A 20,868-nucleotide genomic window follows, 5' to 3' on the forward strand; every position below is an offset into this window, starting at 1 on the left:
TATGAGCACGAAAGCGACTCGGAAAAACTCCATTGTTTTTCGGTTACTCACCCTGATTGTGCTTGTCACATCGGGCATTGCCTTAATTGCCACGCTGGTCGATGTCTACATCGGTTATCAAAACGATTTAAGCGCTTTGACACGACGCGTTAACCAGGTTCAGGTCAGCGCCCTACCGGCCATTTCGGAAAGTCTGTGGAAATTCGATGCAGAGCAACTTGAGATTCAGGTCAACAACCTCTTGCAAGTAGAAGACGTCGTCAAAGTAGAATTGAACTGGCGCGATTGGAACGACAAAGATCGTGTTTTTTTAGCCCAAATTGAGGAGCACTTGTCACATTCAGTTTGGACGCAACAATTTAATCTGACCCATGAAGACCCCGCAGGCGGCACAAAACAACTCGGTATTCTCAACATCACTGCCGACCTCCAACACCTACACGACGGTGTTGTCAATCGCGCAATCGTGACTGCGGCCTTGCAAGCAGTTCAAACATTTTTTGTCGCTTGGTTGCTGCTAAGCCTAATCAGAACATTACTCACCCAACACATGGAGACCATTGCTCGATTCGCAGGGCAAGTAAACATCAATAATTTACAAGCACCGCTAAAACTGAATCGTGCGAAAAACGAGGAACGGCAATCAGACGAACTCGACAACATTGTTAACGCCTTCAACAACATGCGTGAAAATTTGTTGCGAGACATTCAACAACGCCAGGAATTTGAAGACGCCCTCAGCGCGCAAAAGCAGGCCAATCTTGAATCCCAGCGCATCGCCGCCGTTGCTGAATCGTCCAATCGGGCGAAAAGCCAATTTTTAGCAACCATGAGCCACGAAATTCGTACGCCAATGAACGGCGTGATTGGCATGGTCGAATTATTAAGAGACACAGAACTCAACCAAAATCAGCGCCATTATTTAGATGTTATCCATCGATCGGGCCTAAGCCTTCTGGATATTATCAACGACATTTTAGATTTCTCTAAAATAGAAGCAGGCAAATTGGTACTTGAGAATATTGAATTCGATTTACAAGAACTGATGGAAGACTGCCTACTGCTGTTTTCGTCTCCGGCCAATCACAGCGGTATCGAACTCATCAGCTATTTAGCCACTGATACTCCCACGCAACTCAAAGGCGACCCCACTCGCCTGCGCCAACTGTTCATCAATTTGCTTGGCAACGCGTTTAAATTTACAGAATCAGGCACCATCTTTTTTGATGCCAAAACTGTAAATATCAACGACACAACAACCAAAATAGAATTTTCCATCACCGACACCGGAATCGGTATTGAGCAAAACGTCCAAGAAAAGTTATTCGATTCCTTCAATCAAGCCGACAACTCAACCACTCGAAAATACGGCGGCACCGGTTTAGGTTTAGCAATCTGTAAACATTTGTCGAAATTAATGAACGGCGATATTGGCGTGTCGAGCCAATACGGCCAGGGCTCTAAATTTTGGTTTACCGCAGAATTTGAACGAGTGAATGACATTTCAGTTGCCGATACCTCTGATTCGGTATTATCCGGCAAGAATGCACTGCTGATGTTTCCCAACCCTCAATTAATTCAGACATTAACCAACCTGTCGCGCCATTGGGGAATGGAGGTTAAATCCGCTCTCCCGGAAACCGCAGCGGCCTTACTGGCCACCGAAGGTTATGGTAAATCCGTTGACGTTCTTGTTATCGATCACCAATGGCCGAACTCACACGGCTGTGAAGTCGCTCAATCGGTGGTGCCCTCACTCAGTAAATCCTGCCCTATCCTGGTGTTATCAAACGAAGACTGCCCGTACTCTAAAGAAGAAATGCGCAGCTCAAGAATCTCGGCGTGGTTGCGCAAGCCCGTTGTACCGAGCCAACTTAAATCGAAGCTGGAGCAAGTCGCTAACAATGCCGTCATCGACGATTCAATAGCCACAAAACAATTAAATACCTACACACCTGATTTATCTCATTTAAAAATTTTGGTGGCCGAAGATAATAAGGTTAATCAAATGGTTATTCGAGGCATGCTCAATCGGCTGAAAACAACACCGGATTTGGTCGGCAACGGCAAAGAAGCCTTAGAAGCGGTTAAGTCGAATACTGATCGCCCGTACGACCTCATCTTCATGGATTGCGAAATGCCGGTCATGGACGGTTTTGAAGCCAGCAAGAAAATTCGTGAGTTTGAAAAGAATAGCGATCTTCCGACCGCATTTATCATTGCATTAACTGCGCATGCTCTCGAAGAGCATCGGGAAGCGGTAATCGCATCGGGAATGAACTATTTTCTCTCCAAACCCATGAGCTTGGATCGCCTTTCCAATACCTTAAAACAATTAGGGTTAACGCACACGGAAAGAAGTCTTTGACGAAACTTTTGATCAGCCATACTAATTTGAAGGAACATCCTTTCTCTTGGCTGTCCTTTTTCTGTCATACAGGCAAACTACGATGACGAATTAATCACACATTAATTACGTAAATTGCATCAACTGGCCGGTACGAACTTGCGCTTGCAAGCCCTGCAAAAACCGTTATTCTCAGTTCAAGATTTGGCCCGCAATAAATAAATTCTCGCTGGATTACGGCACGCCAGCACCAGCTCAACGAGAATGTTTTTACGCCAAAAGATTACAGAATTACCCCAAGGCCCATCAATGTCGAAAACAAAATCCGCTGCTCCTAAATCCCACATGAAAAATCACGAAGATATTGATTTAAATAATCCCACTTATTACATCAACCGAGAGCTAAGTCATTTAAAGTTTAATCAGCGGGTTCTTCTGCAAGCACTCAATGCTGGGCATCCACTGTTGGAACGACTCAAGTTTTTGCTAATTTTCAGCTCCAACCTCGATGAGTTTTTCGAAATTCGAGTCGCCGGTTTGTTTTCACGTATCGAATTAGATCAGGACAAAGTTGGCTTAGATGGCCGAACATCCGAGCAAGTACTCGAAGAAATTCAAAGCGTTTGTCACCCATTAGTAGAGCGCCAGTATCAAATTCTCAATGAGCTACTCATTCCCGAGCTGGAAAAAGAAAACATTCGCTTTATTCGCCGCAGTGAATGGAGTGATTCGCAAAAATCTTGGGTGCTAAAGTTCTTTAAAGAAAACATTGTTCCTGTCAGCAGCCCCATTGGGCTTGACCCCGCACACCCATTCCCACTGTTGGTGAATAAAAGCCTTAACTTTATCGTCTCCCTAGAAGGGAAAGACGCTTTCGGCCGAGAAACCGGACTTGCCATCGTCCCGGCGCCCAGATCACTGGATCGCGTTATTCGAATACCCGATGAGCTTTGCGATGGCGGCGACAATTTTGTCTTCTTGTCGTCAATGATTCACGCCCATGTCGACAAATTATTCCCGGGCATGACCGTCAAAGGCTGCTATCAATTCCGCATCACACGTAACGCCGATTTGGATGTCGATATGGAAGGGGTTGCCGATCTGGCGCTGGCACTCAAGGGCGAGCTGGCCTCTCGCCGTTTTGGCCGCGCGGTCCGCCTAGAAGTCGCCGATGATTGTCCTCAACCGCTGATCGATATTCTTCTGGAAAAATGCAATCTAGATCACTCACATCTGTACCAAGTGCAAGGCCCGGTAAACCTAAAACGATTGATGAGAGTTCCAAGCCTTGTTAATCGCCCAGATCTTTTGTATCCATCGTTTACACCTGGTACGCCAAGGCCGTTGCGCGAGCGCAAAAATCTTTTCAGTGCAATTTCAAAGAAAGACTTTTTGCTGCTGCACCCGTTTGAATCGTTCAATCCTGTCGTCGATTTGCTGCGCCAAGCCGCGGTAGATCCCGACGTTATGGCGATAAAACAAACGCTTTATCGCACAGGTGATAACTCCCCGATTGTACAAAGCCTGTTGGAAGCGGCAAAAAACGGTAAAGAAGTTACGGCGGTTGTCGAGCTTCGCGCCCGATTTGACGAAGAAGAAAACCTCGCTTTAGCCGCTGAACTGCAAGCTGCTGGCGTGGTGGTGGTTTACGGTGTGGTCGGCTACAAAACGCACTCAAAGATGATTCTCATCGTCCGCCGCGAAGGCAAAAAGCTCAAGCGTTACGCTCATCTCGGCACCGGTAATTACCACGCAGGTACGGCCAGACTTTACACCGACTACACACTACTCACTGCCGATGAAGACCTGTGTGCAGACGTTCATAAGGTATTCCAGCAATTGACTGGAATGGGCAAAATCGAGCGGATAAAACGCGTACTGAACGCACCGTTCACTCTGAAAGCTGGGTTAATCGAGCTGATCGATCAAGAAATCGAAGCGGCAAAATCCGGCAAAAAAGCCCGTGTCATCATGAAAGCCAATGGCCTTACAGAGCCCGATGTTATTCGCGCATTATTGAGGGCCAGCCAAGCCGGTGTCACGGTTGATCTTATCATTCGCGGAATGTGCTGCCTGCGCCCAGGAATACCTGGTGTTTCTGACAATATCCGAGTTAAATCAATTATTGGACGATTCTTAGAGCACACCCGTACTTATTACTTTGCCAATGCCGAGCCATCGATTTACTGTGGCTCTGCTGATCTTATGGAACGCAACTTGAACCGTCGTGTCGAAGTGTGTTTCCCGCTACAGTCACCGAGCATCGCCAATCGCGTTCTTTACGATTTGGAAGCTTATTTAGAGGACAAAAGCCAAAGCTGGACCCTCAATGTCGACGGTGATTATGAGGTAGACGACAAAGAAGAATTAGAAAACGGGGTACAAAGTCGCTTGTTGCAAGCATTGAAAAATTAATTACCAACCCCAACACTGTAAGGCATGATCAAATCGGCGGGCATCGAGTGGTACGACCACACTTGTTCTTAGGTCCGTCAATCCTTATGATCCGTGCCTTACAATAATTCCCCATCAGAGAGCACGCAGAATTTTTTACGGAGATGAAACATGAGTGAAAACATCGTACAAGTTACTGATGAGACTTTTGAAGAACAAGTATTGAATGCAGAAGGTCCAGTTCTTGTAGATTTCTGGGCTGCTTGGTGCGGACCCTGTAAGATGATTGCCCCGATTCTTGATGAATTGGTTACCCAATACGAAGGCAAGATTAAAATCTGTAAAATGGATGTCGACAACAACAAAGACACTCCAGCTAAGTACAATATCCGTGGTATCCCAACACTGATGATCTTTAAAGGCGCTAATTTGGAATCAACTAAAGTTGGTGCTTTATCAAAAAGCCAATTAGTCGACTTTATTGACGCAGCGCTTTAAGTTAGCCTAATCGAATAAATTTATTCGCAATGCCATCTGTCTTTTTAATGTAATTACTCACAGGTAATTGTGTTTATTTGACCTATGGCATTTTGCACTTTCGAATTATTATCGCTATACTGACGTTGATTTAGCCCAATCTATAACGTCTTACCGCAAGTTTGCAGGCATTCAGCTAACTCTTTCATACCTTTCAACTCTAATGGATGACAACGGTTAACTGTCTTACAAACTATTTTCTCGTCCTTCAAACTACCCTGGCCGTAAGCACACAAAAATATTTGGGCAATAGTCACAATGATTACAATTGATGGTGTCGGTACTATTTAATCGTTTTTAAAATAATACCCACAAACAACACGTAATTATGACTGGTAATTACTCGTTAGTCGGAATCATCATAACCACTGCCAGGTTTCTCGGTAACCCATTCAGTAACTCGCCTTTAGTCGCCAATTACCTATTTAGATTAAAAGCCTGCAATGATTTACCTATGGTTTCGAATTAAAGATGTACTTTAAACGCTACACTCATTAACGACTGAACAGATCGAGCCTTTTGCTGCTTATTTTAGCCCTTTATGATGTTTTTGATTTTTAACAAGTTAACCCATAAACGCTTAAGTGCGGCTGATCATTAACCAACTCACACTGTGTTCTAACTCAGGTGCCCCATCCTCTAGACCTCAATAACCTATGAATCTTACAGACCTTAAAACGAAACCCATTGAAGAACTTATCAATATTGCCACCGAAATGGGCCTTGAAAATATTGCCCGTTCTCGCAAACAAGACATCATATTCAACATTCTGAAGCGCCACGCAAAAGGCGGTGAAGACATCTACGGCGATGGTGTTCTAGAAATCCTTCAAGACGGTTTTGGTTTTCTGCGTTCTGCTGACAGTTCTTACCTTGCAGGTCCAGATGACATTTATGTTTCGCCGAGCCAAATTCGACGCTTCAACTTGCGAACGGGCGACACCATTGCCGGAAAGATTCGCCCACCTAAAGACGGTGAACGTTATTTCGCACTGTTAAAAGTTAACGAAATTAATTTCGACAAACCTGAAAAACTGCGCAACAAAGTTCTCTTCGAAAACCTTACCCCGCTCTTCCCAGATCAGCGTTTAATCTTAGAAGCTGGTAACGGATCAACAGAAGATTTAACCGGCCGAATCATCGACTTGATTGCACCGATTGGTAAAGGCCAACGCGGATTGATCGTAGCACCGCCGAAAGCCGGTAAAACCATCATGATGCAGAACATCGCTCAAGCGATTACCCGCAACAACCCTGAGTGTCACCTCATTGTTTTGCTCATCGACGAACGTCCAGAAGAAGTAACCGAAATGCAGCGTTCAGTGCGCGGCGAAGTTGTTGCATCAACGTTTGATGAACCACCATCGCGCCACGTTCAAGTTGCCGAAATGGTTATCGAAAAGGCCAAACGCCTAACCGAACATAAAAAAGACGTGGTAATCCTATTAGACTCAGTTACCCGTTTAGCACGTGCCTACAACACCGTTGTTCCTTCATCCGGTAAAGTTCTCACCGGCGGTGTTGACGCTCACGCCCTAGAGCGACCAAAGCGTTTCTTCGGTGCGGCGCGTAACATCGAAGAAGGCGGCAGCCTTTCGATTGTCGCAACCGCCTTGATCGATACCGGTTCAAAAATGGACGAAGTTATCTTCGAAGAATTTAAAGGAACCGGTAACCAAGAATTACACCTCGATCGCAAGATTGCTGAAAAACGCGTCTACCCTGCAATCAACGTTCGCCGCTCCGGCACACGTCGTGAAGACTTGTTGATGAAAGAAGACGAACTGCAACGTGTTTGGATTTTGCGTAAGTTATTGCACGATATGGAAGATGTTGCAGCAACAGAATTCCTTGTCGATAAATTGAAAAACTTCAAAACCAACGACGAGTTCTTCCTTTCTATGAAGCGTAAATAATTGCGCCGTAAATAAAAAAGAAAGATACAGACATCAATAAACTTGTTGCCCAAATGGGGGAGCAAGTTTATTGCGACTGACTGCTCAGATTCCCTACCTGCAATTCATCTCAAAACACTTCTTCTACGTATTTCTCCCCACAATCGAAAAATCACGAGTCAACAATACTCATCAAAACGCCACGCCATTAATAGCTATTAATTGACATTCTTCGATCTGATAAGCGATAAAAAACGCCAACATTACAACGGCGTCCTGTGGTAACGTCTATTTTTTTAAGCTGCCTTAACCTGCCCGATCATGAATGAAAAACCACTGAAATATCAGGACTTAAGAGACTTCATCCGAATCCTTGAGCAAAAAGGGTTACTAAAACGGATATCACAACCAGTAGACCCCAATTTAGAAATGACCGAAATCGCGGACCGAACCTTAAGAGCAGAAGGTCCCGCATTATTATTTGAAAACCCAGTCGGCAGTGACATTCCCGTACTCGCCAACTTGTTCGGCACACCAGAGCGTGTTGCTCTGGGCATGGGAGCGGAAAATGTTGAGGCACTGAGAGAAGTAGGAAAACTACTCGCCTTTCTAAAAGAGCCAGAACCGCCCAAAGGATTAAAAGACGCCTGGAGTAAAATGCCGATATTCAAGCAAGTATTGAATATGGGACCCAAGCAAGTCAGCAAAGCGCCCTGTCAGCAAGTGGTTATTGAAGGCGACGACGTCGACCTCAATAAATTGCCGATTCAAACCTGTTGGCCTGGCGATGCTGCGCCCCTGGTTACTTGGCCTCTAGTGGTCACCCGAGGCACACAGCGAGAACGACAAAACCTCGGCATTTACCGCATGCAATTAATTGGTAAGAACAAATTGATCATGCGTTGGTTGAGCCATCGCGGCGGCGCTTTGGATTTTCGCGATTGGCAATTAGAAAATCCCGACGAGCCCTTCCCTGTCTCGGTCGCCCTTGGTGCCGACCCGGCTACCATTTTAGGTGCGGTAACACCGGTTCCCGATACGCTCAGCGAATACGCTTTCGCAGGTTTACTGAGAGGTGGAAAAACTGAGGTTGTGAAATGCTTGGGCAACAGCCTTCAGGTTCCAGCCTCGGCAGAATTCATTTTAGAAGGTCACATCGCGCCAGGTGAAATGGCCGACGAAGGCCCCTTTGGCGATCACACCGGCTACTACAATGAAGTCGATTCGTTCCCGGTTTTCACCGTCGATCGCATCACCCACCGCAAAAAACCGATTTATCACAGCACTTACACCGGCCGTCCACCCGATGAACCAGCAGTGCTTGGAGTGGCGCTAAACGAAGTCTTCATTCCAATATTGCAAAAGCAATTCCCGGAAATTGTCGATTTTTATTTGCCGCCAGAAGGCTGCTCCTATCGGCTCGCCGTTGTGACTATGAAGAAACAATATCCCGGTCATGCCAAGCGAGTCATGATGGGCGTGTGGTCGTTTTTACGTCAATTTATGTACACCAAGTTTGTGATTGTCACCGATGATGACGTTAACGCGCGCGATTGGAACGACGTTATTTGGGCCATTACCACACGCATGGATCCCGCCCGCGACACAACCTTGGTTGAAAACACCCCCATCGATTACCTCGATTTTGCTTCTCCGGTTTCTGGCTTGGGATCAAAAATGGGCATGGACGCGACACACAAATGGCCCGGTGAAACCGACCGCGAATGGGGTACAGCCATCGAAATGGATGAGAGCATTAAGAAAAAAGTGGATGAAATTTGGGACGAGCTGGGGATTTTCGACGCCTAAACCGCACTTTTTAGAAAATACTTGCCCAACATACGATCAAGCTGATCACAAAAAGCGCTTGCCTCGACCTGATATGGTGTTATAGTTATATATAACACCATATCAAACGAAACTGAGGCGAGTTATGTTTGGGCATCAAAGCCGCAACATCATCCACGAAGATTCATCCCTGTCGGTACTATTCCAATTTATCCTCGCATGCATGGTTTGCGCAGGCGTGTCTTGGTCGGCAAACGCCAGCGAATCCAACCTCTACAGCAAATCGTTCCAACTATCGGGTATCCAAGAACTCGAAATCAGCCAGGGCTACCAAGTAAAAGTTATACAAGGCAATCATGAATACGTTCGTGCCACGGGCCCCCAAGAAGTACTCTCACTCATTGCCGCGGAATACGCTGAAGGCAAGTTAAGCATCAGCAGCCAAACCGGCGGACTGTTACCGGTGACCATTGAAGTCGGCGCAAAATCCTTAAAACGCCTTACCTTTGAAAGTGTCAGTTACGCTGAAGTCGAAGAACTCACGGGTGAATCGCTCAAAATATCGAGAAGTGGCGACGGCCAGTTACACCTCGGCAACATTCGCTCGAATTCATTAAAACTGGTGAGCCAAGGCAGCGGCCAAATACACGGCGACACACTGATCAGTGAAAACCTAAGTTTAACCCTATCCGGCACTGGTCAAATCAACGTCCATTCGATTCAGGCAAATCATCTTCAATCGAGCATTTCTGGCAGCGCCGGTGTTTACATCGATAAAGTGGGCGAAGTCGATACCTCAGCCATTCAACTATCCGGCTCAGGCTTGTTCGACGCCGCCAATGTCATAATTCACGAGGCAGAAATCGCCATTGCCGGCTCCGCCAACGCTCTGGTTAATGTGATGGAAAATCTCGATGTGAACACCTCGGGCTCAGGTACCGTGACTTACTACGGCAACCCAAACATTAATACCGGTATTTTTGGTACCGGGTTTGTGCGCAAGGCATTTTAGGCCGGGTTGCAACATGCAAGAACACTGGAATGATCAACAGCCTATTTATCGCCAGCTGCGTGATCGAGTCGCCGCACAGGTTTTAAATGGTCACTTTAAAGAAGGCGAAGCCGTGCCTTCGGTTCGACAGGTTGCGAGCGAATCAAAAGTGAATCATTTGACCGTCAGCAAAGCCTACCAAGAACTTGTCGACGAAGGTGTTTTGGAAGTAAAACGCGGGCGCGGAATGTTCGTTGTATCCGGGGCTCAGAATAAACTCAAACAAGTAGAACGCGATAAATTTATTTGCGAAGAATTACCTCAGCTTGCCTCACGTATGGACCAACTCAATATTTCACCCGACGACCTCATCCATTTACTTAAGGAGCAATCATGACCGCTCCAATCGTTAAAATTCGGAACCTAAAAAAATCCTACCGCAGGAAATCCGTTGTCGACATCGAACAGTTAGACATTCAACCGGGCAGAATTTTAGGATTTATCGGTCCCAACGGCGCCGGAAAAACCACCACCATTCGCTGCTTATTAGGCTTGGCCCGATTTCAGGGCGAATTAGAAATACTCGGCAAAAACCCCTACAAAGATCGCCAAGAATTATTGCGAGATATTTCCTTCATTGCCGATACCGCAGTGCTACCCAAATGGATCACCAGCCGCCAGCTGTTGGATTATTTAGAAAAAGTACACCCGAACTTTAACCGCCACAAAGCCGAAGGTTTCTTGGCACACACCGACATTGCCCCCAACGCCAAAGTAAGCAGCCTATCAAAGGGCATGACCACGCAATTGCATTTAGCGTTGGTTATTTCCATTGACGCAAAATTGTTGTTGCTCGATGAGCCAACGCTGGGTTTGGATATTATTTATCGACAAAAATTTTACGAGCAATTGCTCAATGACTTTTTCGATGAAACGCGAACCGTGCTCATAACCACACACCAAGTCGAAGAAATCGAAACCATCCTGACCGACATCGTCTTTATTAATCGCGGCAAAATCGCGCTCAATTTACCCATTGATGATATCGGTCAACACTACTCGGAAGTTGTTGTTGCCCCGCAAGACATCGAACTAGCGCGCTCGCTCAAACCAATCAATGAGCGAAAGAATTTGGGCGACACGATTATGTTGTTTGAAAATCAAAATCCGAGAGACCTAGAACAACTCGGCACGCTTCACACCCCCAGTCTTTCGAATCTGTTCGTCGCCAAGTTTGCTTCCAATTATCAATCCCTCGGAACCTAACCATGCTTTCTCAAAATTTCTCCATGCACCTTCGACGGGAATACTGGGAATCAAGAAACTGGCTCCTGGGGTTACCGCTATTGCTGGTGACGTTTATTTCGTTGGCAATTATTCTGCTCACCCAAATCAGCGATCACATACAAACCACCGTCAGCGAATCCCCTTTCAGCAGTGAAAACCAAGGCATCGTTTTAAATTTTGGCGATGGCGCCCAACCGCTGGACGAAACCAAAACCGAGCAACCTGAATCCGAAGACGACGACATAAACGTTCACTTCAAATTCGATGGCCACGACAATTTAAGCGGTTTGTCGATGCTGGAATTGTTTATCAATTTCGGCTGGATCGGCGCGTTGTGTTATTTATCCACAAGCTTATACAGCGATCGAAAAGACGCGAGTATTTTGTTTTGGAAGTCATTACCCGTTTCCGACACAGAACAGGTGTTGTCGAAGTTTTTCTTTGCCGTTATCTCCTTCCCGCTTGTATCACTTTTCATTGGCTGGCTTTTCTTAGCAACACTGCTGGTACTGGACGCTACGTATTACGCCGCCAACGATCTAGACTTAGTGCGCTCACTCGGCGACAACAACTGGCTGCTGACCTACCTCATCACCCCACTGACGGGTTACTGCTTGGGCTTTGTGAAAGGCATTCCTGTACTTGCGTTTACCATGCTGGTTTCTGCAATCGCAAAACGCCTACCCTATTTGTGGCTGATTATTCCGTTGCTGGCCGCCGCTTTGGCTGAGCAAATTATCGCCGATTCTTATTTTGTTGTGTCTTGGTTTATCACTCACTTCCCGATCATCGAGTCGGAAGTTTTTGAACGACTCACCGCAAACTATGGCGGTTTTCTGTTTCATCATTTTGCAAGGAATGCCGTAGACTTCGTCATCAATATAAGCCTTGGCGCACTGATTATTTTTGCCTGTATTTGGCTCAGAAAGCATCGATTTGAAATCTAACCCGTCGTGCCTGCAAGCCGACGGAAAACCGAAGGAATTGCATGGAACAGACAATAAAAACATCACCTCTGAGTAATTTTTTTAACCAATACCTCATTGTATTAATTGCACTCGGCATCGTTCTCGGTGCCATCGTCGGCAGCGTTGCTCCGTCAGTCGGTGTTGCCCTGGGGTTATTTGGTGAGCTTTTTGTCGGTGCCTTACGGGCAGTTGCACCGATCCTAGTATTCACCTTGCTGTTAACCGCTATCGCGACTCGATCGCAAAATAGCAGCCTGAGTTTTGGCCCTATCATCTCTCTGTACGCCATAGGCACATTTAGCGCAGCGTTCATCGCGGTAGTGCTGAGCATGGCGTTTCCCTCAGAATTGATCCTGAACAACTCAGCAGGCGACATCAATCCGCCCAATGACGTGAAAGAAGTGCTGAGGAATCTTCTGTTTCGGATTGTCGATAACCCCAACAACGCACTGGTTACCGGCAACTACATCGCGCTAGTCGCCTGGGCAATTGCTCTGGGCTTTGCCTTGCGTGGCGCAGCCGAGAGCACAAAAACCTTGCTGAGTGATTGCGCTCAGGCGATTTCTACGTTGACTCGCTGGGTGATTCGTTTGGCACCGATTGGTGTCTTTGGGCTTGTGTGCAAAACTGTGGCTCAAACTGGGTTGGGAGCAATGACAAACTTTGTTCACTTACTCGCCGTGCTGCTGGCGTCTATGTTGTTGGTGGCTTTAGTGGTGAACCCTCTGATTGCATTCGTGAAACTCAGAAGAAATCCTTATCCACTGATTTTTACCTGCCTAAAAGAAAGTGGTATTACCGCATTTTTCACACGCAGCTCCGCCGCCAATATTCCAGTCAACTTGGAATTGTGCAGACGCTTGAAATTAAATGAAGAGCTTTATTCAGTGTCGATTCCACTGGGGGCAAACGTGAATATGGCAGGCGCGGCCATTACCATCACAGTCATGACGCTCGCTGCGGTCAACACCCTCGGCATTGAAGTCAGTTTTGTATCAGCGCTATTGCTGAGCATTATTGCCGCTGTTTCGGCCTGTGGTGCCAGCGGTGTTGCGGGTGGCTCTCTGTTGCTGATTCCTCTGGCGTGCAACCTATTCGGCATCAGCGGCGATGTGGCAAGCCAAGTCATTGCCATTGGCTTTGTCATTAGTGTGGTTCAAGACTCAGCAGAAACCGCATTGAACAGCTCCACCGACGTCGTCTTTACCGCCTCTTGCAGCGATACACTGGAATTAAATTCTTCCGACAAAAGTTAATTCCTAACACCCGTTTAGATTTTTAGGATTACTCAGGCTAACAAACACAGTAACGTTTGTTAGCCTGTTTTTTTACTGCCGCCATTAACCAATATATTGCCCAAGCAACCTCGAACCAACAATTTCCCCCACTAAAACTGAGACACACCTTTATACAACCCTCAATAAGTAAGGGGTAATATCGTTATGCTCTTTCGGTCTTGGTTTTGCATTTTAAAGTTGTCAGAATACTGTTCTTCTTTTTGGTCTCTCAGATTTAGGGCAAATTAATGAAAGCATTAGAGTTGTTTATAGAATCCGTACTTTTTCGAAGTCGGTGGTTGTTAGCGCCATTTTTTCTCGGATTAATCGTGGCAACCTTGGCCCTACTCGCCAAATTTTTCAAAGAACTCTACATTCTTGTTGCTGAACTTTTCACGCTCAGCTCCAGTGAAGTGATCATATCGATTTTAACCCTGGTAGATACCACATTAATCGCAAGCTTATTGTTCATTATTATCTTAAGTGGTTACGAAAGTTTCGTTTCGAAAATAGAATTTAATAACCATGAAGACCGCCCCGATTGGATGGGCAAGGTAGGATTTTCTGAACTGAAATTAAAATTGATTGGCGCCATTGTCGCCATCTCCGCCATTGAATTACTAAAATCCTTTATCGGCGGAGAAAGCGAATCAACAGAAATTATCGGCTGGAAAATCGCGATTCACATGACGTTTGTTGTATCTGGTGTTTTATTCGCACTCACCGATTATATTTCTGCTAAGAAAAATCAAACCTCAAAGTAAGTTCTCACGACTTTCAAGCGCGCGGTTATCAAGCTAATCGTGCGCTAGTCTTTCAATAATCTCTTTGTGCTGCGGAAACTTGTTAAGCAACTCTTTTTTAGTGATCAACACCATATCTTCCATTTCCCAACCTGGCGCCACCGCTTCACTCACCAAGCCATACTCACCTTCGGTAAGCTCAGCCGCTTTAAAGGTTCCACCAGTAACGGCCAATTGCAACTGTTGGCCGTTAGCGATATCTGGACCAACCACCACTTTTTCATAACGACCATCAGGGTGAATCAAATGATAAGTAATCGGCGAACCCAAATGGAAATACTCGATTCCATCTGAATATTTCGTATGAAAGTGATCAACAGAATTATCATGGGTTAACATGTAATAGATGGTGGTTAACGTAGACCGCTCTCCCCGCTCAGTGGCAACACGATCTCGGTGATTTGCTTTAAAACTCTGTCTAAAATAACCGCCTTCAAAATGACCCTCTAAGTCTAATATCTCAATAATTTGATCTTTAGAGAGTGCTTTTTCAGCGTGGGCAGAAGCCGCCAACAGGCAAGCACTCATAAAAACCAGCAAAATTTTTAATAACATAAATATTCCAAATTTTATTAATGTAAAAATTTCTCTCAAAAAGCTCGCTTCTATGAATGGCGTATTTGTATTCGTATAAAGGTACAAACACGCCTATAAGTATTTATGATAACTCTCAATCAATAACAATCATTCACCACTACTTAAGCAGTAAGAATAACTTTAGTGCCTACAAAAACAACTTTCAGGTAATTGCTCAATTTTACCAAGGGGATAAGATCACTCAACTCCCAACATCAACACAACATGGACTGTTTCTATGAAAATACTGCTCCTAATTTTAGCCATAACGCTATTAACCACCGTTAATACACAGGCAAACAACTCAGTCAATATTGCTGACGATTTCATGATGAAAATAAATCTGGATAATTTTAGAGTTGTAAGATTTCCACTAGCCCATAGAAATTTCATTTTTCATTCAATTGACAACCCTGCGTGTATAGCATCAACATTCAGCGCAGAAGACCCAATACCTACAACGGAGCTAGAAACTTTCTTTCCAAGATTAGACGGAGCTAACGGGGTACTTTTTAAAGATTGCGACACCAACGATATAACTCAACGCTTTACCTACGCGAATAAAAAAATAAAAAATTATTTGGGGCAATGCCTTACAGAAGTAGACTGGCCTTCATCTTTGAGTGTAACAGCCTGCGACAGAGCGAATGGCAGAATTCTAGACAGATCAATTCGTTACAGAGAATCCTTATTGTTTTCTTCTTGCGATGGTTCTGGATCACAAGAATGGGACTTAGATACGTCATCGGGAAATAGTATTTCGTTTCATAAAGGCAACAGATGCCCAACCTTCACCGGAGAATCGCTAGCTCTAATGACTACTTGTGGAAGTTTCGGCACTAGAAATATAGTAGAAGATAGCTTTTTTGCTGGTGTTGAGAGTTGCTCTCTTCGAGGCCAAACCCATTTTATTGAGAACCCAGAAGGCGGCCAAGTTATCCTTGAACGTATCATTCCTATCGTTATTCCACTCTAATTAAACTTACGCCAAAGCACGCGAAATTGATCGTAGCTTAATCCCAAAATACTTGCTGCTCGGCCTTGATGATGATTAGCTAGGTCCATAGCAGCGAGTATTTGCTCTTTCTCCCAAGCTTCTCGCCGCTCTTTAAAGCCTTTCAAAGACAATTCATCAACAGCAGATGGCGTTACTCTTTCGATATTTTTATTGTTTATTGATGCGGATTCCAACGGACTAATTTCTGACGCATGATGAACATCGGAATTAATCGTAGTATCAGACCAAGGAATTTCGAACGGATCTAACACCACCTCTTGAATCGGATCGGTGGGATTTTTACAACGAAATAAAGACCGCTCTACAGAGTTCTTCAGCTCACGAATATTTCCAGGCCAAGCATATTCCAACAATTCATTTTCGACAGTTTCGGAAAATCCTGGAAAATAATCCCAATTTAAATTGCGCACAAAACTCACGGCAAAATGTTCCGCCAGCAACAGTATGTCGTCACCACGCTGTCGCAACGGTGGCACATGAATAACATCAAACGCTAAGCGATCGAGTAAATCCAATCGAAATTCGCCAGCTTCGGCCATTCTTTTTAGATTTCCGTGGGTTGCACCAATCACTCTCGCTTGTGTGTGCAATGTTTTTTGGCCGCCGATACGCTCGAATTCTCCGTATTCCAAAACACGAAGTATTTTTTCTTGTACACGCAAAGAAAGCGTGGCGATCTCATCCAAAAACAACGTACCTTCGCCAGCGCGCTCAAAAAAGCCTTGCTGAGCTTTTGTCGCCCCAGTAAATGAGCCCGCCTCATGACCAAACAGAGTCGATTCAACCAAACTCTCTGAAAGCGCGGCGCAATTCACCTTTATAAAAGGCTCTTCCCATCGAGGAGAGAGGAAATGGGTTCTATGTGCAATCAATTCCTTACCCGACCCCCGTTCACCTAGAATCAACACCGGTCGATCTAACTGAGCCAAGCGAGATGCATGATCAAGCGCATCCAAGAAAAGCGGGCTCTGGCCCAGTGCCTTTTGCTGGCCCTGGTCATAATTGGCCATATAAACCACCTTTTGGTGAAAACTTTAGTAAATTTAACCAAAAACAAGTTCAAAAGACCAGCCTAGCATCTTGAATATCGATTTATTCCTTTAAAAACAACGAGTTAAAAACCTTGGCACAATCTCAGCTATGTACACTGCACACAACAAAGATATTTCAGTAAGACGTATAAGTCAGGAGATAAACGTGGGTATTTTTTCAAGATTTAGCGACATTGTTCAGTCCAACATCAACAGCATGTTAGATCGTGCTGAAGACCCGGAAAAAATGATCCGAATGATGATTTCGGAAATGGAAGAAACACTGATTGAAGTCAGAAGCGCGAGCGCTCGCATTATTGCCGACAAAAAAACCGCTCAGCGACGTTTGGACAACATGGAAAAAGACGCCGCTGAGTGGGAGCGAAAAGCAAAACTTGCACTGTCTAAAAACAGAGAAGATCTTGCCCGTGCTGCCCTGGCAGAAAAACAAGCCATTCTCGAAGAAATTGAGTTGATTAATGATGAACTCAAAAATCTCGAAGAACACTTAGAAAAGTTGGACGTAGAAATTTCTCAATTGCAAACCAAGCTCGATGATGCCAAAGCAAAAGAGAAAACCATGAAATTGCGCCAGCAAACCACCAGCGCACGCATGAAAACCAAGCGTCAAAACGAACGCTCAAATGTTGAAGATGCTTTCTCTAAATTTGAAAAATTCGAACAACGTTTGGATAAGTACGAAAGCGAACTGGAAGCAATGGATCTTGGCAAAGGTAAATCAGGCAACTTAAACCAGCAATTTGCCGATCTTGAAAATGACGACAAACTCAACGCCGAGATTGAGCGTCTGAAAAAGGACATCAACACCAACAATAATTAATTACTCAGGAGCTCTAAGAGCCAATGTCATTTTCAACATTTTTAATTGCACCGACGATTATCTTTGTCGCGTTCGTCGCTCCATTATGGTTGATATTGCACTACCGAAGTAAAAAGCGCGAAGAAACCGGTTTAAGCGAGCACGAACGCCAACAAATGGAAGATTTATTGGTGAAACTCGACAAAATGACCGATCGAGTTGAAACCCTGGAAAAGATTTTAGATGAACGTCACGGAAGCTGGCGCGACAAATTCAAAGAGGAGCAATACAAATAATGAGTCATTACTCAAAACATAAATATGGCTTCAATTACGACCGCTGGAAACATCGCAAAAATACCGGATACAACCGCAACCTTTACCGCAACAAACGCGACGGAAAAATATTTGGCGTCTGCGCCGGACTTGCCGATCACTTGAATTTAGATCACTGGGTTGTTCGCGTCCTTTTTATCGGTTCATTTTTTATTGTCGGACCTTTTACTTTCTGGGCATACATTGCCGGTGCGCTTCTACTGTCGAAGCGCCCAAAGGAATGGAAACCGGAATACGAATACGATGAAGAGCGTGGTCAGTATCGGGAAAAAACCATCTTCAAACACTCCAAACCGGCCCCACAACGTTTGCGAGTCGCCCGAGAAAAAATGGATGCGACCTTAAAACGAATTGAAAATATGGAGCGGTACGTAACCTCCTCTCGTTACGATTTAGACCGCCAGTTTGCCGATATGGAACGCGGCAAGTAACGCATTGATGCATCTTTGAGGGAGTCTGGCTAAAACAATACAATCGAATAATTCGATGTCGATAACGTAAACCACAGAGACTCCCATCTCATTTAATAAATACGATTTTTATTGAACTCAGTGTTCAAGGGATTTTCTCGGTTAAAAATCGGGAAACTGACAATAACAAGGTCAATAGACAAAAAGAAATTGACCGAATAACACAGGAGACCTAAATGCACTATTTCGAAGAGTTAGTCGCCTTTATTTTGGTAGTCTCCGTAACCGTATTTTACTTAAACTCAGAATCGCGCATATGCTGGCAAATATCATTCATGGAAATGAGCATTGAAATCACCAAAGGAAACAACCACCCAAACACGTCATATAATTCAGATTACAAACTTGAAGCGGGAATAGAGCAGAAAGAAAACGAAGGGCTCGCCCGCTTTAAAAAATGGGCGATTTAACGAAGCTGTTCGAGATGCAATAGTAAACGGCACACAATAAATTTGGCACCGTTCACTCAAACATTTAATTATTTTAGAGAATCTAATTGACCTACGCGAACCATCATTTCTGTAATGATTTGCAAATCCAACATAAATTGATACACAGTTTTAAATTCATTCGCGTTATGGCCGGTGTATTTCGTTCCCGGTTCAGACAATCCAAATTGAACTCCGTTGGGAAGATAATGCACGGAGGTTGCCCCAGCCGAAGACTTAAATTCACGCGGTAAATCCAAGTTTTCTGTCGCAACATCTAACAGTGCGTTTACCCAAGCGCCTTCTGGATTACGATACATCGGCTCAGCTATGGAAATATCTAAGCTCATTTCAACATTATTTTCGGCCAACCAACCCACAACGCCGGTTTGAATTTCCTGTTTTAATTGTTTGGTTTCTTTACCAACAGGAGCGCGAAGGTTAGTCGCTAGCTTCATGTCTTTATCAGTGACTTTAATGTAGGTCAGCGACGTTGTTAGCGGGCCCATAAAATCATGAGCGTAATTAATGCCCAGTTTTTCACCGTAGTAATTTAGCCCCCAGTTGGCTGTCGCGTAATGTGCGGCATCGAGAACATGGTTTTTCTTTACTTTTGTTTTTTCCGGTAATTCATGCAAAAACAGCAACATTCTCGAAACCGGATTAACGCCTGTTTCAGGGCTGGAAGAATGGGCCGATATACCTTCAACAATCAATTCAATGTGACCGTTTTTAATTTCCGTTGTAATCGAGTAATTACCTTCGTATTTTTTCTGAAACGATTTGGCAATTTTATCGAGGCGTTTTTTCGTTCTTTTTAGATTTTTGGCATTAATGGTTGCTTTAGAAACACGAGGAATTTGATTGGTCGCCAAGCCCCCGGTTAAATCAACAATTTCTAACCCTTTACCTTCTCCCTCATAGGCATCAAACGTTGCCATCACGGTACCATAGCCTTTTTCCGCGATAACCACCGGATAACCGCCATCTAAAGCTAAATTATATTCAGGCTGAGGGAAACGCTCGAAGTAATAAGGAATCGCCGTAGACGAAGTTTCTTCTGTCGTATCAACCAATAATTTGAACGTACGATTGAGAGGAATACCCTCATCTTTCAATACTTTCATGGCGTACATTGTGACGATGATTCCGTTTTTATCGTCCTCTGTACCTCGCCCGTACAGGCGATCCCCCACTAAGGTCATTTTAAAGGGATCTAGCTTTGTGCCATCGTCTAACACCCAATTATCTGGATTAACTGGCACCACATCCCCGTGGGCGTGAATACCAACGAACTCTTCACCCGTGCCCTCTAGGGTAATTTCCCAAATACGATTATCAACATTTCGAAAACCCAGTCCGAAGTCTTCCGCCAACTCACGAATCTCTTCTCCGAGCTTAATAAAATTAGGGTTTTCGTGCTGCTCGTAAGCTTCGTCACGAAACGTCGGAATTTCAACAAATTCGCCAAGCTTTTCAATGGCTTCTTCGCCGTATTGAATGCGACTGTAGAGACCCACTAAGCGCTGAATAATATGACGCTCAGAAATTGACAGCGCCTTTTTATCGCTCAAGTATTGAGCAATGGCTTGGTTAACATCAGCGGAAAGCTCTATGTCGTTATCAGCTTGAACAGCCTTGGCGAACGCGGCAAAACGATCGAATTTTTGCTCACTTAACTCCGCCAAAATGGCCTGATTCTGGGCGAAGCTCAGATTAGCCTGCGACATACCTTCTGGAATGTAGCCGCACAGAGCCAGTGCGCACAATGAAGATTTTATCGGGGTACGCAAACTCTTCCCGAGAAAATGTTGGAATGGGTTTCTCATATCACTCACTTGCATTAAAAATTATAACGATAACCACAAGCGCCTGATTCAAATTTTGCTCAACAATACAGCAC

19 protein-coding genes are annotated in these 20,868 nt (G+C 44.8%); 16 read left to right on the forward strand and 3 right to left on the reverse strand.

Annotated features, from left to right (window positions below; translation table 11 throughout):
* The first annotated feature begins 1 nt into the window (after position 1).
* From LU361_RS05410 to LU361_RS05460, 11 genes are all read left to right on the forward strand, one after another.
* The gene (locus LU361_RS05410; protein ID WP_233087792.1) at positions 2 to 2,368 is read left to right on the forward strand and encodes a hybrid sensor histidine kinase/response regulator; all 2,367 of its coding nucleotides are present in this window, start codon (positions 2 to 4) and stop codon (positions 2,366 to 2,368) included.
* Between the two features lie 288 nt (positions 2,369 to 2,656).
* Positions 2,657 to 4,762: a polyphosphate kinase 1 gene (gene ppk1 / locus LU361_RS05415; RefSeq protein ID WP_233087793.1), complete on the forward strand. Its 2,106-nt coding sequence runs from the start codon at positions 2,657 to 2,659 to the stop codon at positions 4,760 to 4,762.
* A gap of 150 nt (positions 4,763 to 4,912) precedes the next feature.
* Positions 4,913 to 5,239: a thioredoxin TrxA gene (trxA, locus tag LU361_RS05420; protein WP_233087794.1), complete on the forward strand. Its 327-nt coding sequence runs from the start codon at positions 4,913 to 4,915 to the stop codon at positions 5,237 to 5,239.
* A 695-nt stretch (positions 5,240 to 5,934) separates the two neighbouring features.
* A complete protein-coding gene (rho, locus tag LU361_RS05425; RefSeq protein WP_233087795.1) occupies positions 5,935 to 7,194 on the forward strand; it encodes a transcription termination factor Rho in 1,260 nt (419 codons plus the stop codon).
* A gap of 300 nt (positions 7,195 to 7,494) precedes the next feature.
* The gene (gene ubiD, locus LU361_RS05430) at positions 7,495 to 8,982 is read left to right on the forward strand and encodes a 4-hydroxy-3-polyprenylbenzoate decarboxylase (protein WP_233087796.1); all 1,488 of its coding nucleotides are present in this window, start codon (positions 7,495 to 7,497) and stop codon (positions 8,980 to 8,982) included.
* A gap of 124 nt (positions 8,983 to 9,106) precedes the next feature.
* The gene (locus LU361_RS05435) at positions 9,107 to 9,973 is read left to right on the forward strand and encodes a GIN domain-containing protein (RefSeq protein ID WP_233087797.1); all 867 of its coding nucleotides are present in this window, start codon (positions 9,107 to 9,109) and stop codon (positions 9,971 to 9,973) included.
* A gap of 13 nt (positions 9,974 to 9,986) precedes the next feature.
* Complete coding sequence (locus tag LU361_RS05440; protein ID WP_233087798.1) at positions 9,987 to 10,349, forward strand: GntR family transcriptional regulator; 363 nt, start codon at positions 9,987 to 9,989, stop codon at positions 10,347 to 10,349.
* Positions 10,346 to 11,218 (forward strand): ABC transporter ATP-binding protein, encoded by an 873-nt coding sequence (locus LU361_RS05445; RefSeq protein WP_233087799.1) that lies wholly within the window; start codon positions 10,346 to 10,348, stop codon positions 11,216 to 11,218. The genes LU361_RS05440 and LU361_RS05445 overlap by 4 nt, the downstream gene beginning before the upstream one ends.
* 2 nt (positions 11,219 to 11,220) lie before the next feature.
* A complete protein-coding gene (locus LU361_RS05450) occupies positions 11,221 to 12,186 on the forward strand; it encodes an ABC-2 transporter permease (RefSeq protein ID WP_233087800.1) in 966 nt (321 codons plus the stop codon).
* A 41-nt stretch (positions 12,187 to 12,227) separates the two neighbouring features.
* A complete protein-coding gene (sstT, locus tag LU361_RS05455) occupies positions 12,228 to 13,463 on the forward strand; it encodes a serine/threonine transporter SstT (RefSeq protein ID WP_233087801.1) in 1,236 nt (411 codons plus the stop codon).
* 269 nt (positions 13,464 to 13,732) lie between these two features.
* The gene (locus tag LU361_RS05460) at positions 13,733 to 14,248 is read left to right on the forward strand and encodes a TIGR00645 family protein (protein ID WP_233087802.1); all 516 of its coding nucleotides are present in this window, start codon (positions 13,733 to 13,735) and stop codon (positions 14,246 to 14,248) included.
* Between the two features lie 33 nt (positions 14,249 to 14,281).
* Here LU361_RS05460 and LU361_RS05465 read toward each other — a convergent pair whose 3' ends face one another.
* Entirely contained in the window at positions 14,282 to 14,842 is a 561-nt protein-coding gene (locus LU361_RS05465) for a cupin domain-containing protein (protein WP_233087803.1), read from the reverse strand.
* Between the two features lie 259 nt (positions 14,843 to 15,101).
* On the opposite strand from LU361_RS05465, the gene LU361_RS05470 reads away from it, so the two are divergent.
* The gene (locus LU361_RS05470; RefSeq protein WP_233087804.1) at positions 15,102 to 15,839 is read left to right on the forward strand and encodes an RICIN domain-containing protein; all 738 of its coding nucleotides are present in this window, start codon (positions 15,102 to 15,104) and stop codon (positions 15,837 to 15,839) included.
* Here the strand turns inward: LU361_RS05470 and pspF are convergent.
* Positions 15,836 to 16,891 (reverse strand): phage shock protein operon transcriptional activator, encoded by a 1,056-nt coding sequence (gene pspF / locus LU361_RS05475; protein ID WP_233087805.1) that lies wholly within the window; start codon positions 16,889 to 16,891, stop codon positions 15,836 to 15,838. The two genes, LU361_RS05470 and pspF, sit on opposite strands and share 4 nt — an antisense overlap.
* Before the next feature lie 187 nt (positions 16,892 to 17,078).
* On the opposite strand from pspF, the gene pspA reads away from it, so the two are divergent.
* From pspA to LU361_RS05495, 4 genes are all read left to right on the forward strand, one after another.
* Complete coding sequence (gene pspA / locus LU361_RS05480) at positions 17,079 to 17,753, forward strand: phage shock protein PspA (RefSeq protein WP_233087806.1); 675 nt, start codon at positions 17,079 to 17,081, stop codon at positions 17,751 to 17,753.
* Between the two features lie 23 nt (positions 17,754 to 17,776).
* Positions 17,777 to 18,028, forward strand: coding sequence for an envelope stress response membrane protein PspB (gene pspB, locus LU361_RS05485; protein WP_233087807.1), 252 nt, complete (start codon positions 17,777 to 17,779; stop codon positions 18,026 to 18,028).
* The gene (gene pspC, locus LU361_RS05490) at positions 18,028 to 18,498 is read left to right on the forward strand and encodes an envelope stress response membrane protein PspC (RefSeq protein ID WP_233087808.1); all 471 of its coding nucleotides are present in this window, start codon (positions 18,028 to 18,030) and stop codon (positions 18,496 to 18,498) included. Before pspB ends, pspC begins: the two co-directional genes overlap by 1 nt.
* A 215-nt stretch (positions 18,499 to 18,713) precedes the next feature.
* Positions 18,714 to 18,947, forward strand: a complete 234-nt coding sequence (locus LU361_RS05495) for a hypothetical protein (protein WP_233087809.1) — start codon at positions 18,714 to 18,716, stop codon at positions 18,945 to 18,947.
* Positions 18,948 to 19,015: 68 nt separating this feature from the next.
* Here LU361_RS05495 and LU361_RS05500 read toward each other — a convergent pair whose 3' ends face one another.
* On the reverse strand, positions 19,016 to 20,794 hold the full coding sequence (locus tag LU361_RS05500) for a dipeptidase (RefSeq protein WP_233087810.1): 1,779 nt from the start codon (positions 20,792 to 20,794) through the stop codon (positions 19,016 to 19,018).
* Positions 20,795 to 20,868 lie beyond the last annotated feature (74 nt).

The sequence above is a fragment of the Sessilibacter corallicola genome, from assembly GCF_021290925.1.
Lineage (GTDB): Bacteria > Pseudomonadota > Gammaproteobacteria > Pseudomonadales > Cellvibrionaceae > Sessilibacter > Sessilibacter corallicola.